The organism is Anaerocolumna sp. AGMB13025, from assembly GCF_029689925.1.
Classification (GTDB): Bacteria; Bacillota; Clostridia; order Lachnospirales; family Lachnospiraceae; genus Anaerocolumna.
Genome location: NZ_CP121445.1, coordinates 6,015,814 through 6,030,069 on the forward strand (window position 1 = coordinate 6,015,814; position 14,256 = coordinate 6,030,069).

Below are 14,256 nucleotides of genomic sequence, written 5' to 3' on the forward strand. Positions count from 1 at the left end.
TGGGGACTGAACAGTTACAGTCCCCATTATACTTTTAACCCTTATTTCTTTACTTGCCTGCGGTAACACTTTCGGCCTGCTTCTTGATTTCGTCATAAACGGATTGGATTCCTGCATTATCAAGTTGTTTACGCAGTTCAGCTATGGCAGTATCTACATCGCCGGCCATACCGAGTACCAGAGGGGTATAGTACTGATCTAATACGGTTTCAACTGCCGCCGCCTGTGAACTTACGCTAGCATTATTAAAGGTAAATCCATCGTATATGTGCTCTGGTTTGATATTTGCATTCCAGGAATCTTTAATAGCCTTAACCTTATTATCTACCTCATCCGGATTTGCTTTATATTCCGTACGTTTGATGTTCATGTTCACCCATCCCCAGTTGCAGTTTGCATCTACACCATAATTAGCTTCTGCATCAAGTACACTGTACTGGTTGTCGCTTTCTGCTTTCCAGTGGGTTCCCTCAATACCCAAAGAAGTAAGATCTTGTATCTCCGGATTGGTATAAAATTCATTTAATACCATCATGGCACGTTCTTTGTTCTTACTGGTTGCATTGATTGCCATACCGTTATTAATATAAGCATTTACAGCTTTCGCTACACTTGGTGAGGTATCAAAAATCTGGGCTTTCCATTCGGGATGTTCTTTATTGGCCTGATCAACATAAGTCTCAGTAGTTCCAATATTCCAGATTAAGGAGGCGGCAGTTCCGCTTAAGAACCCATCCTGTCTTTCCTCTGTAGTTGCCAGGGAATCTGCTGACCAATAACCTTTATCATATAATTCTTTAGCCAGTTTACAGTATTCGGTAAATCCATCCCAGTCAAGTGCATAAGTAACGGTTTTATCTTCTGGATTAACTGTATTGTAAAGGAACAATTCCTTGGTAGACGTACCGCTTACCGTATCCATACCTTTATCTAACAGATACTGATAATATAGTCCTCCAGCCTGAGTACCTAAAGGAGAGATAGAAGGTTCGCCTGCTGCAACCTTTCCATAGAATTCCAGCAGCTGGTCAAAGCTTGTGATATCGCTGTAGCCATACTTTGAAAGTAAATCTCCCCGAAGCCCTACTACATTATTACCGAATTCATTCTGATAATTGGGTACCATATAAATACTGCCGTCAATGGTTGCCTGGCTCCAGGCCACCTCAGGAACTACTTTCATGATATCCGGGGCATAGGTAGTTATAAAATCCTTGGTAAGCGCATAAAAACCACCCATGGCTACGGTGTTTTCATAATGTCCCCAGCCTGCTGCCGTAAAGATTAAATCAAAATCCTCACCGCCTGAGAACAACAGAGAGTATCTTTTATCATGTTCACTCCAGGACAGGAAATCAACATCCACCGTTGCATTAAGTTTTTCCTGTAACTTTTTATTAATCTCTGCATATACCTTATCAAAATCTGCTGTCCGATCACCTAAGAGATACATCTTTAAGGTTACCGGCTTCGAAATATCCACGCCGTTAAAGGTCCTTCCATCCCCCTTGGTGCTTCCCGTGTCAGTACCTTCTGTTTCTGTAACTTTTCCTGTCTCCACCGCGTTATCCTTTTTACTGCAGCCTGCAAAGAGTGCTGTTAATAATGTCAGGATAAGGATAAGGGATAAAACTTTTCTCTTCATTGTAATCCTCCTCTTCATTCATAAATTACCTTGTATACCTTCTATATAAATCCAGAACGGATCTATACTATCCTTTTACCGCTCCGATGGTAATACCCTGAACAAAATACCTCTGCACAAAGGGATATAACAAAATAATCGGTCCGGTTACTACTACGGTAAGCGCCATTTTTAAGGACTGGGTCGGCATAGACATTGCGGATACTGCTGCCGCACTGCCTCCGCCCATGGATTCCACCAGACGCTTATAAGCTTCTATATTGTTAACCTGCTGATATAAAAAATATTGCAAAGGCTGCATCTCATCCTTCCCGATATAGAGCATGGCATTATACCAGTCATTCCAGTAGGCAAGGGCGATAAAGAGACCTACCGTTGCCAATGCAGGCTTTAACAAAGGCATTACCACCTTTATCATAGTCCCGAATTCACCGCAGCCATCGATTTTTGCCGCATCGATTAGGGATTCCGGGATACCCATAATATAACTTTTCATAATTAACAAATTATAGACACTAAAAAGAAGGGGCAGCACCAGAGCCAGATAATTGTCCTTAAGACCCAGATACCTGGTCATTAATATAAAGTAAGGCACCAGACCGCCGTTAAACAAGGTGGTGAAATAAAAGAAAAAGGAAAATTTATTTCGCCATTCAAATTCTTTTCTGGATAAGACATAGGCGGTCATAGTCTGTAGGAATAAGCCTAATGCAGTTCCAAAAATCGTCAGCAGGATGGTCACCCCATAAGCTCTTAGTATAACACTGGGTTCTTTAAATACGGTGTTATAGGCCTCTAAAGTAAAGTTCTGAGGTAATAAGGAAAAGCCATTTTGTTTAATCGCTTCCTCTGAAGAAAAAGAGGCTGATATAACCATAATAAATGGTATCAGGCAGAATAATGCTACCGAACCGCTGATAAAGTAGGATAGGAAAGAAAGCACTTTCGAATCCAGACCCCTTTTCAATTTCTTTGACCTGGCAGTTGTATTTTTATTCATATACTGTTCCTCCTAGAACAAGCTGTAATCTTTGTTGTACACGCTGACTAATTTATTCACCAGTAAGATTGTGATAAAACACAATACGGACTGATAGAAACCGGCGGCTGCTGCCATACCAAAGTCATTATTCGCAATTAAAGCCCGAAAGGTTAAGGTATCAATAACATCCGTATAGTTATATAGGGTACCGTTTTTACCCACTAAATTATAAAACATATCAAAATTGCCTCGGAAAATTCCGCCAACCGATAAGAGTAAAAGAATGATTACCGTCGGCATCATAAGGGGTATAGTTATCTTAAATATACGTTGAAAAACATTCGCCCCGTCAATGGAGGCAGCCTCATAAATTGATGTATCGATTCCCATAATAGCCGCCAGATACATTACCGATCCGTATCCCACGCTCTTCCAGGCATTAAAAAGGATCAGGATAAAGGGCCAAAGTGCACCGGTATTATAAAAATTAATTTTAGCCAGACCGAGCTTTGCAAGAATCCCATTGATAAAACCGTAATCATAGCTTAAGAGATTAAAAGCAATTACAGATACGATAACCCAGGAGATAAAGTAAGGTAAAAACATAACGGACTGAGAAAGCTTCCTAACATGTTTATTTTTCATTTCTGTTAACAGTATGGCTACTGTTATCTGTAGCACGGTATTAAATGCAATGAACATCAGGTTGTACAGTACCGTATTCTTTGTTACCAGAAAGGCTTGTCCTGATTTAAAGAAAAATTCAAAATTCTTAAAACCATTCCAGGGACTGTTAAAAATCCCGCCGGCATAGGTATATTTCTTAAATGCCATAACTATACCCGCCATAGGTATATAACTAAATATCAGTGTATAAATTACTGCTGGAAGTATCATCAACAAAAATACCCTGTATTTCTTTAGCTTATGTAAAAAACCATTTTTATTCACAACTTATGTACCTCCAGTCCCTTATCTGACTCTTTTCTGGTTCTAATCTGGCTCTTTTCTGACTCTTCTCTTGCTCTTCTCTTGTTCTTCTCTTGCTCTTCTCTTGTTCTTCTCTTGCTCTTTTCTTGCTCTTTTCTTGCTCTTCTCTTACTGTGTTGAACGCCTTAAGTGAATTTCATAATTCAGTATCGTCTTATGTGTACTTGTATTCCCATTAATAATCTCTATCAGACGTTTGCCTGCGATGGTCCCTAACTCCTTTACATCGATACCAACCGCAGTTACCGGTGGATTATTGGTTTCTAAATGTATGCTGTCATAGAAAGAAGCCACTTTCATATCCCCGGGTACGGTTATACCCGCCTCCCGCAATAAAGACATCACTCTGGTACAGATTACATCATCGGTACATACGATGCATTCCACCTGTCTTTTTAAGATGTTGTGTACCGCCTGTTCTATAAATACCGGACTGTCACAGTCTGTAAATACCAATTCCTGTTCAATGGAAACCTGCCGTGCTCTTAAGGCGTTAAAATACCCTTCGCAGCGGTACCGGTTTACCATATGTTTTTTATCACCGGCTATGAGGGCTATCTTCTTCACACCCTCTGCCAGCAGTAAGGAGACAAGCTTTTCACAGGCCTCCATATGATTGTTATCAATCTGTACAATAGTAGTATCAAGGCTGGAACCTACCAGTACAAAGGGAATGCCTTTTTGCTTTAAGTACTCTGAGGCAATATCATTCATAAAATTTCTCGTAAGAATCATTCCGTCAATTTTATGGTGATCAACGATTCTTTTTAAAAGGTTAATGTCTGTCTCTTTCACAGTGGTTACTACTACATCATAATCCATTGCCGCTGCCACCTCACACACTCCCAAAAGACAAATCTGAAAGAAGGGGGTACTGCTTAAATTGGCATCCGCCGGAAAAGCCACTCCGATATTATATGTCCTTGAGTTTGCAAGTCCCTTTGCGATTGCGCTGGGTTTATAGTTATATTTATCAATACATTCAGTAACCCGCTGTATGGTTTCCTTACCAATCCTTCCTTTTCCGGATATGGCACGGGATACGGTGGATTTGGAGACCCCCAGTTCTGCTGCTATGTCGGTTATAGTTAATTTACTGCCGGTTAACAAATTCCTATTTGTTTTCTCATCCAGATTTTGATATGACATTTGTCCCTCCTCCGACATCTTCATGCTCAATCGGTTGTTCTATTTTAATTATATCATTGCGTATTTTTTATTCAATTGCTATAATTATCTATAATTTTACATTTTCTTTGTGCATTATAAATAATTATTATGTATTTTTAGCGCAATTTATGTTGCGCTTTTACTTATTATTCTGGACAATACTGCTAAATATTCTCGAAAATTGTTTCTTCTATTTTTTAGATATCTTTTTGTTTTTTTCCTTATTACTATTTTTTGTTTAGAAAACCTAGATATGTTGCGCTATTTTGCGCAATTATTTCTATTCTCTTTTGTTGTATCAATGGGTTCAATTACGGTACTTTTTATCCTCCTGTAGGAATATTCCTTGGATAATTTCATCTGTCCTGTTTGGCTAAGAAACTTTAGTTTGTATTTTAGTTTGTTTGCATTTTGATTTATCTATATTTGATTGTTTATGCTCCATCCATCTTCTAGTACTGGTTTCGTTTCAAGACTTACATTCATTGATATAATGATACTTATTGAAACACAAGACCACAGCATAAAAAAACGACCATCTAAAAGTTAAGTTATATAAGTTTAACTTTTAGTGGTCAGTTCAAAATGTCAGCATCGTTATATAAATTTTAATTTATTATTACACAGTTATTTATGACTCAAAAAACTTGGTGCATATGTCTGTAGCTGCTGTTGATTTGCGTCTGAATCATTATCCCATGGTTCTATCTGCATATGAACCGTCGACGGCATGATTCCTATAGTCGGTATGACTTATGTATATAGAGATTTGCCCCTTAAACATTTTATACTTTTAAGCAAAAAACAAAATAATTAAATATAATATACCTGGAAATAGTGTTGCAGGAAAACCTTTATACCATACTTTTTCTTTAATATTTGAAATCAAAAGAATATTTATTAATTGGCCTGCAAGAATTAGCAATACTATATAGCCAAAAACACTCATTCCAAAATGATGTATGGAAAACACAGATATCGTGCCATAAAAATACAAATCTCCCACACCTATAATTGGCTGAAGTCCTGGTTTACCTGGCACCGGCAAGCAGATACTCAAACGGGGCAGCGCATTGTTATTGCTAATTAATTTGGCATTTGGCGTCTTTTTTCCCGCTTTTGTAAAACTAAACACATCCATTACTACAAGTATTATAATAAATGCAACAAAGCTATCTACAGATTTTATAAATGCGGTAATAAGTAGATATGCGAGTGAAACGGACGCCAAACAATTTAAGACATTAAGGATATATAATAATTTTCTACTGAGTGGTTTCAGCCAAAGCACAATAATTCCAGCTAAATCCACTAAAAATAATATGAGAATCACCGGCAAACTCATTTTATTCATTAAGAAGGCTAGAATGCCGCTTATAGCAGTCATACCTAACATATATCCGTACTCCCATGTTAATTTTTTTGTACTATTTTTGCTCATTTTCCTATCCCTCAATTTCTTTTCTACTTTAAATAATAATAGATTCTTCCAACGAAAGGTTTACAGGCTTATCCGGCAGTTCACTGCTCAGATCAACATCGGTTGTCTCCACATTCTTATCTACTATCTCAAAATTCACATGATCCATCCAAACTGTTCCTTTTCCATTTAGGAGAATTCCGATATTAATCACATTACTATTTGTTGGTACATCTAGGACAACAGCATAGTAATTCCATTCCTTTGTTCCTTTTATTGGACGATTCTGCATGTTATCAATTTTTAGTATATTAGCTGTGGAATCATTAATCCTCATCCAAAGACCGCACAGCACTTCTACCTCTTGAGTCTTTATAAATGCCGAAAAACGTATCCTTTTACCTACGTAATTAGATGCTTTAAACTGCTGCATTACCGTCATATAGTCTTTATTATTAATATTTATACCTTCTCCCACTATTCGCACAGAACGATTTCCTTTGTGAAAAATAGCACGATCAAAATCTACACTGTACTCACGTGGTGCAGTTCCTATTACAATCCAGCCTGGAATACTATTGCTTTTATCCACGGTATCTACCTCCTCGATGTGAGTTAAATTACTCATTAAAATACGATATCTTCTAGGTGAAAGAGTATACTCTCTCTTAAAAGCCCTTGTAAAAGCTTCTTGTGAAGCAAACTGATACATTAGTGCAATATCAAGTATATTCTGGTTACTAAACAATAATTGTTTCGCCGCCCCAGCCATCCTACGACTTTGAATATATTCAAATATTTTACATCCAGTCTCATGTTTAAAGATTCTAATTAAATGATATTTAGAAAATCCTGCCAGATCCGCCAACTCATCTAAGGAAAGTTTCTTTCCAAGGTTTGCTTCTATGTATAGAATAGTTTTCTGAATACTATACGTATAATTCATATTTATTACTCCTCATATAAGGTAACTCTATTATAGCATAGATAAAAATATTTTTTTGATTGATATTGCTGTTCTTAGTAAACAAGGACTCCCCCAGAATCTTTTGGCTCTTTTATTTATAAAAATAGCGTTATCATTTTCATTAAAATTCAGAAATGATAACGCCATCCATATCTATATTTAAAAAAACTTCATTGCATATATCTCGAGTCCCTGTCTTCGGTTTGCATCTGGATCATTATCCCATGGCTCAATCTGAGTATGAACTGTTGAAGGTAATGAGATCAAATTTACATCAAACTTCAGTGAAGGTTCTACTCTTGAACTTGCACTATGTATTCTCATAGAAATTTGCCATCCCTCATCGCATACCACTTCTATCGTATTATTTGAATTTGGCTTGAAGTCAATATGGTAAAACTGCGTAGGCATTTTCAACATCGGAATTTTTGTTATTGACTTTTGGATTCCAGAACTCTGATTTAATGTACCTGCTATATTAATAGCTTCAATACGAGTTGTCCGGTTATTATCATCCGTAATAACTTTGTAGAAGTCATACCTGCCAAGCAAGTATTTGACCAATTTTTCTGGTATACCTGTATTCTCTCTATTGATTTTACTTAATTCATCCATAAATGCCCGTAATACAGGAATGTAATATTTTTCTGCCTTACCATCTATATCACTCCATAATGCCGAGGTACCAGCTTCTTTGCTGCTATCCCGTAGTTCCCGCAGCTCATGAAACAAAGGTACAATCTTATCAAAATAATCCTGTGAACAAGGTATACCTAACCACTCTTGTCCAAAATCTATGGTGCTGGATAACCGGCTGTGTTTTACAGCGTGGTGATTATGTTTACAGGATAGACCAACTTCCCATTTATTTTGCTTTCTTTGGCAAAGTACGTCTCTTACATCACCCTTAATCCCTGCTGCATCAGCTTGTAACGAAAAAAATAGCGGTGAATTTCCATTTGCCTCCACCAATTGGGGTTCCAGGCGTTTAATAATCCTTACCGCTGCTCTTGCTGCTGCATCCAAAGAATTTTTCATTTCCTCTTCCATGGCTTCGTATAATTTCTTCGCGGTATCCATCTGTGGAGATGGTTCCACGATTATTTTCTGTCCACAATCAAGTTCCTCGCACAAAGCTATGACACATGCATATTCAAAGGCTTTTCCATTGGAGGTTTGGATTCCGGCTGCCATAAAACATTCTCCTTTTCAAGCAATACAGCTTTTAATTGTAGTGCAACATATTCTGCAAGCTTCACAGGTACCGCATTCCCAATCTGCTTGTATTTACTGGTTAAATCTCCGTAAAAGTCAAGGTCTTTTGGAAAGGTCTGAATAGCTGCGGCCTCCCGCCAGCTAAGCCGCCTTGTTATTCCATTTTTACCAAACTGCCACAAATCCTTATCTAGTTTCACCATATCCGGAGACCCTGGATAAAGGGTTACTTGCTTGGCCATTGCCGGTATTGTATAAGAGACCTGGTTCCAATCACGTTTTCTGTTTCGCGACATATATCTTGAAGAGTATGAGGCATTGCAGATCTCCTCTGCTTTTGCCTCCGGCAAATCCTTTAAGGCATCTGATAAGGTCATCATTGGTATTTTGGGAATTGGCAGTTTAAAATCAGCTATATTTAAATCTTTTCTAAATCCAAAAATAATGACCCTTTCCCGGTCCTGAGGAACCCCAAAGTCTTTGGCATTCACCAACTGATAAAACACATTATATCCACAAATTGAAAATTCTTCGAGAATTGCCTCAATAATTTGTCCGCCCCCCATGGTAAGGAGACCCTTTACGTTTTCCCCTACAAATATCTTTGGCTGCTTGGCGGCAACAATCTTTACATAGTGCTTATATAAGACATTTCTGGAATCATCAATTTTTCTTGGTCCACTTAAACTAAACCCCTGGCAAGGAAAACCTCCAAGGATTACATCAGAATCTGGAATGGTATCAATATCAACTTTTGAAATATCACCACAGACTATTTTTGCTTTGCTCCAATTCTGATGAGTTTTACAAGCATCTGCATTAAAATCGTTTGCCCAGACAGTTTGGAAGCCAGCTTTGTCAAATCCCAAATCCAGACCACCCGCCCCGCAGAACAAACTTACGGCTGTAAATTCTCTCATCGTAATACTCCTAATCTTTTATTTTCTTAATTATTTCAAATAATTGGTCTTTTGGCACTTTCGGATGAATTCATTATTCTTACCAGTTTGAGTTATTTTGAAAGTGCAGGCAAACCCAAATTAATTCTACCATATTTGACACGAAATCTCTACCAAAAATCTGAAATCCTGTTATCTTAATATATAGCAGATATAAATATTCTCCTCCAAGCCACTGCTTATCTGATGTCAGATGGATTACCGCATATTGCATTACTGCCTTATTTTAGTGTGTTATATTTTCATAAAAATCATTTTAAAACAAACGGTTTTATTCTATCTTCTATAAAATCTATACGATCAAATACTGTTGGTTTAAAATATGAGGTAACTGATATCACCAAATTATTTTCTGAATCTATATAAATTACATTTCCGCTGTTACCAATTGCAGCATAAATATTTTTTTCGGCATCGATTATCCACCAGAGATAACCATATCTCATATTTCTAAACTCTTTTCCAGCTAAACATGTAGTTGTTGATATGAGATCAATCCACTCAGAAGATATGATGTGTACACCATCTACCACTCCCTTGTTTAAACATAGAAATCCTATTTTCGCCATATCTTCTGCGGACAAACAAAGACCATATCCAGCAGTACCTACACCTTGTGGATCGCAAAACCAAATATTTTCTTTTGGTTCTTTATTTATCGTAAAATTCTTATGTTCCTCCGCTGTTTCAGCTAAGTAATTAATATGTTTTTGTACTCCTATTGGTTCAAATAAATACTTATTTGCAAAATCTACTGTAGTCATTTTAGATACTTTATTTAATATACCAGTTAATATATGCAGGCAAACAGTTTGGTATCTAAATTCATTCGTGATACCCTTTCTCCCCCCTAAAATATCCAAAGAGGTTAAAGTCCAATCATCACTGGAGCATACTTTAGTCCATGGATCTCCTTTACATTTATAAGGCGCCGTCATCGTAAGCAAATGCCGAATGGTAATATCATAAATAGTTTTCTCACCACGTTTCACTTTATAGTCCGGAAAATAGTCCAGCACTTTATCGTTTATACTATTTATTAACTCTTGATCTATGGCTATACCAATTAATAATGATACAATGCTTTTTGTCGCTGACATAACATGAACGCAATCACTTTTTTTATAATCATTCCATTCATCTGAATATACTTCTTCTCCATCTTTAAGTACAACTATCTGGCATATGTTTGGCTGTTCTTTTTCTACGAAACTATGTAATTCTTTCTTATCCATATAATACCCTCTTTCAAATTATATGGGCTCAATTGGCATATAGATATCTACCTCAATGTGATGATTCGCTTCCTCCATAGGATTATTCAAATATACTTCAAAAGGGCAAACATCTCGTGGAACATAATCACTTGTAAATAACCACTGTTGATACATAAAGTCCCATGCATCCTGAAACTGCTCTTGTTGTATCCTGAAGTGTCCAATTGCATATAGACCACCTTCAATTTTCATAACACCCAGTTTATCATTTACTAAAGGATTTGTACCCTTTGGTAAAGACACGCATAAACTGGTCCGAAACTGATCTTCCAGACTAAATTCTGGATTATCATGATACATTGCCAGAATCTCCACATTATCATGGTCCATCAGATGCTGTTTTGCTGCTTCCCTACATAGTCGATGCATTAGTTTTGTATATTTTTTTTCTAACGACTTGTAATTACCTACATGACGTACATAGACAGCAGGCACCTCATCCCTTGATTCTATGCGGATTTCTCCCAAGTTTAAATATGATTTTTGAACCCATTTTTTCTTTTTTACAGGTTCATTATATTCAGAAATAAAAATATTTTCTTTGCACTTTGTGCTATATTTCTTTCGATATGCGTATGGACTAATTCCATAATTATTTTTAAACGCTCTTGAAAATATTGCAGAATCTGTATATCCCAATTCCAATGCAATATCTGTTAATGATATATCTGTGCGATAAGCTAGGAGAAAAAGTGAATGTTCTATACGAATACGATTAACATATTGGGATACCGATTCGTTCAAAATGCTCTTAAATATTCTATTAAAATGATACCTCGAAAAGCCTGCAACATCTGCAAGCTTTTCCACTGAAACATTATGAAAATAGTTTTTTTCGATATAGTCCTGTACTTTACATATTCTGGATATATACTCATTTTTACATTTGTCTGACATAAATCGTTCTCCCTGTAACGGCATCCATTGCTATATTCTCCTGTTCAATGGTATTCAAACCAAGCATTTCATCAGTTGTTTATCTTCTTACTATAGTAAATGAACTCATCCTCTTTCTTATACACAATATATCCCAGTTTTTGATAAAAAGCATTTGTTCGAATGTTCCAAACAGGTGTATCAAGATATAATTCTTTTGCATCAGAAAAGATTCTTTCAATTTCTTGCATAATAAATATACCATACCCTTTTTTGAAATATTCAGGGTCTACAAATATTCTACCAATATTAAGTTGTAATCCATCCACAAAAAGAATGGCGCCTCCTACAATAAGACCATCCACTAATAATTTATATAAATGATTTTCCTTTGCCATCTTAATATGAAAACTTACAGACATATATCCAGGTGGGCCTCCTCTTGACGATGCTCCAACAATAATATCACTATCAAATGCACGCTTTGAAATACTATTTATCACCACTACATCCAATGTACCGGCTTTTGTCAACTGCATCATTAATTAATCCCCCGTTTCTATTTTAAGCCACTTCAATTAAACGGCGAAAAGGCATCAACTTTAGTAACACCCTCAACATGAATATAAACTTCCATATACTCAATTCCGTTTTCTTCATATTCGTGTTCAAAACAGCTGACAATGTTATCCTGTTGCTTCTCTTTAAAATTATTTACCTGAAGATATTCCATGATAATCTTATATGCGTTAGGAATTCTCTCAAAAGGCTGTATAAAAGGCTCTTTTATGGTAATCATTGCGTAGTCAGCCTCCGCATTTTCTGCATACTCTACTACGCCAGGGCATTTTGTATCAAACCCTTCTGGCAAAATATAAGCAGACACATATCCGTGCATTCCGAATCTGTTTTGTTGTTCCTGTGATACAAAAGGAAAATCCCATCCTATCCTTCTCGCGTTTGGATTTGAAGCCTTAAGACCACTACTAATAGCCCATTTCTCCATATATTCATTAACATCGCTCTCAGGATTAGGCGAAATCATTACATATCTCGCCATTCTAAATGCTGCTACTCTTTTTATCTGAACTTTTGAATAAATATCTCCCTGATCTGATAGATTTTCTTTCACAAGTGCATCAAGTTTACATGTAAAAACATCACATATCTCAATGAGTTTTGCCAGCTCCGGAACTACTTCGCCAGACTCCCACCTTGATATAGTCTGTCGCGTAACACCCATCTTTTCTGCAAATTGTTCCTGCGTATATTTTTTCTGTTTTCTCAAAAAACATATATTTGATCCTAAGCTCATATATTTCATCTCCTATAAATGCAGACATTCGCAATCTGCTACGTTTCTTACTTATTAACACAGACGGCTACGCTGCCTACATTCAAAATATTATCTTTCGGTCATCTAGACAAGATATATTATGTCATATCATATGTAGCATAACAACCAACTGGCATTTGCTCTTTTTCGATTGTATGTAACACATCATGTTGCATTAACTTCAATAACTCCCCAAATATGAATTTGACACTTAAATATTCATCCCAAATCAATAATACTCTATTGTGATTCTAAATTCTGCTGACATTTTGCTGACGCAAAAACTGGGAAGTCGCTTATTTAGCGGCTTCCAAGCGTTTCCAGGTTACTCAAACTCTTGCTGGGCATTTTACCACTGCTCACTGAATGCTGATAAATGGCGGTTTCTGGTATATCTATTCCATGAAATATTACGCTTTCCGCATTGTTTTTCGTTCTTTTAGTAGCAGAATAGTAGCAGACTTTTAACTTCTAAAGATTGGTATAATCTACTTTTTATTATTCACCAGGCAGTTGTTCCTTGTGGCTTCGAGTCACTGGAATCATTGCTAATTACAAAGCGAATTATCGCGACACTGTCGCGACTTTTGAAAGGAGTTTGCTATGAGCAATCAACATAAAAATCCAACTATAAGTTTCCGTGTATCTGAATATGAACGAAATGCTATTGAAGCACACATCCTTGCCAGCGGTATGATGAAAAAAGATTACTTTGTTCGTTCCTGTATCTATAATCAAATCTGCGTTGTAGGCAAGAAAGAAACGATATATCCTTTGGTTGAAGTCCTAAGAAAATTATATCTTCAACTTTATACCATGCATGCTACTTTTACTAGCGATACTACAACTACATTTCCAACATCCGAGGAAATCTCGGCACTTCAAACCAAATATGAACTTGCACTAAAAGCTATTATTAATATGCTTGACGGTGCCAAGTATCTTTGGGAAGGAGGACATCATGAATGACTTTAACTTTCCACGATTCACATTGCTTCCTGGAAAAACTGGTATAATATTACCAATTGAACTAAGCTCGTTCAAAAATCCGTATTTTAAACAGATATGTGTAATACTTCAACATCAATCGCTCAGAATTTTCTTCATCTAAAGTATAATGTGATGCCACAATCTCTAGATAATCATAAAATTTGTTTAATACTTTTAATTTTGCATTTGTTTTTGAATATTTAACAGCCTTGCATATGTTTTCATAGGAGTCGTTTATATCATTTCCCTGTGCATAAAATTTAAGCATGATATGTTCAACAAAATTCCTTAACTGGGCAAGAATATCTTGTGATACTGCCCCTCGTGATGAAAAATCCGTTGCTCCAATATGTCTACAAATAACTTTATCAATATTTATAATTTGCTCATCTATACCCAGCATATTTTTCCTTCGTCCCCTTTTTTATC

General features: G+C 36.5%; 14 protein-coding genes. 1 reads left to right on the plus strand and 13 read right to left on the minus strand.

The window, feature by feature from the left end:
• Window positions 1–49 precede the first annotated feature (49 nt).
• The 12 genes from QA584_RS24965 to QA584_RS25020 all read right to left on the minus strand — a co-directional run bounded on the left by QA584_RS24965 (window position 50) and on the right by QA584_RS25020 (window position 12,816).
• On the minus strand, window positions 50–1,645 hold the full coding sequence (locus QA584_RS24965; RefSeq protein ID WP_278271815.1) for a DUF3502 domain-containing protein: 1,596 nt from the start codon (window positions 1,643–1,645) through the stop codon (window positions 50–52).
• Between the two features lie 67 nt (window positions 1,646–1,712).
• Window positions 1,713–2,645 (minus strand): carbohydrate ABC transporter permease, encoded by a 933-nt coding sequence (locus QA584_RS24970; RefSeq protein ID WP_278271816.1) that lies wholly within the window; start codon window positions 2,643–2,645, stop codon window positions 1,713–1,715.
• Window positions 2,646–2,657: 12 nt separating this feature from the next.
• Window positions 2,658–3,578 carry an ABC transporter permease gene (locus QA584_RS24975; RefSeq protein WP_278271817.1) on the minus strand — a complete coding sequence of 307 codons (921 nt, stop codon included), beginning with the start codon at window positions 3,576–3,578 and terminating at the stop codon, window positions 2,658–2,660.
• A gap of 147 nt (window positions 3,579–3,725) precedes the next feature.
• The gene (locus tag QA584_RS24980; RefSeq protein WP_278271818.1) at window positions 3,726–4,766 is read right to left on the minus strand and encodes a LacI family DNA-binding transcriptional regulator; all 1,041 of its coding nucleotides are present in this window, start codon (window positions 4,764–4,766) and stop codon (window positions 3,726–3,728) included.
• A gap of 814 nt (window positions 4,767–5,580) precedes the next feature.
• The gene (locus QA584_RS24985) at window positions 5,581–6,228 is read right to left on the minus strand and encodes a hypothetical protein (RefSeq protein WP_278271819.1); all 648 of its coding nucleotides are present in this window, start codon (window positions 6,226–6,228) and stop codon (window positions 5,581–5,583) included.
• Window positions 6,229–6,256: 28 nt separating this feature from the next.
• Complete coding sequence (locus tag QA584_RS24990; RefSeq protein ID WP_278271820.1) at window positions 6,257–7,153, minus strand: helix-turn-helix transcriptional regulator; 897 nt, start codon at window positions 7,151–7,153, stop codon at window positions 6,257–6,259.
• Window positions 7,154–7,333: 180 nt separating this feature from the next.
• Entirely contained in the window at window positions 7,334–8,368 is a 1,035-nt protein-coding gene (locus QA584_RS24995; RefSeq protein WP_278271821.1) for a HaeIII family restriction endonuclease, read from the minus strand.
• Complete coding sequence (locus QA584_RS25000; protein WP_278271822.1) at window positions 8,311–9,309, minus strand: DNA cytosine methyltransferase; 999 nt, start codon at window positions 9,307–9,309, stop codon at window positions 8,311–8,313. Before QA584_RS25000 ends, QA584_RS24995 begins: the two co-directional genes overlap by 58 nt.
• A 290-nt stretch (window positions 9,310–9,599) precedes the next feature.
• On the minus strand, window positions 9,600–10,583 hold the full coding sequence (locus QA584_RS25005; RefSeq protein ID WP_278271823.1) for a serine hydrolase domain-containing protein: 984 nt from the start codon (window positions 10,581–10,583) through the stop codon (window positions 9,600–9,602).
• A gap of 18 nt (window positions 10,584–10,601) precedes the next feature.
• Complete coding sequence (locus QA584_RS25010; RefSeq protein WP_278271824.1) at window positions 10,602–11,522, minus strand: AraC family transcriptional regulator; 921 nt, start codon at window positions 11,520–11,522, stop codon at window positions 10,602–10,604.
• A 71-nt stretch (window positions 11,523–11,593) separates the two neighbouring features.
• Window positions 11,594–12,043 carry a GNAT family N-acetyltransferase gene (locus QA584_RS25015; RefSeq protein WP_278271825.1) on the minus strand — a complete coding sequence of 150 codons (450 nt, stop codon included), beginning with the start codon at window positions 12,041–12,043 and terminating at the stop codon, window positions 11,594–11,596.
• 32 nt (window positions 12,044–12,075) lie between these two features.
• Window positions 12,076–12,816: a helix-turn-helix domain-containing protein gene (locus tag QA584_RS25020; protein WP_278271826.1), complete on the minus strand. Its 741-nt coding sequence runs from the start codon at window positions 12,814–12,816 to the stop codon at window positions 12,076–12,078.
• A gap of 624 nt (window positions 12,817–13,440) precedes the next feature.
• Here QA584_RS25020 and QA584_RS25025 point away from each other — a divergent pair.
• Window positions 13,441–13,806: a plasmid mobilization protein gene (locus QA584_RS25025; protein WP_278271827.1), complete on the plus strand. Its 366-nt coding sequence runs from the start codon at window positions 13,441–13,443 to the stop codon at window positions 13,804–13,806.
• A gap of 61 nt (window positions 13,807–13,867) precedes the next feature.
• On the opposite strand, the gene QA584_RS25030 is transcribed toward QA584_RS25025, so the two are convergent.
• The gene (locus QA584_RS25030; protein ID WP_278271828.1) at window positions 13,868–14,230 is read right to left on the minus strand and encodes a hypothetical protein; all 363 of its coding nucleotides are present in this window, start codon (window positions 14,228–14,230) and stop codon (window positions 13,868–13,870) included.
• Window positions 14,231–14,256: the final 26 nt, after the last annotated feature.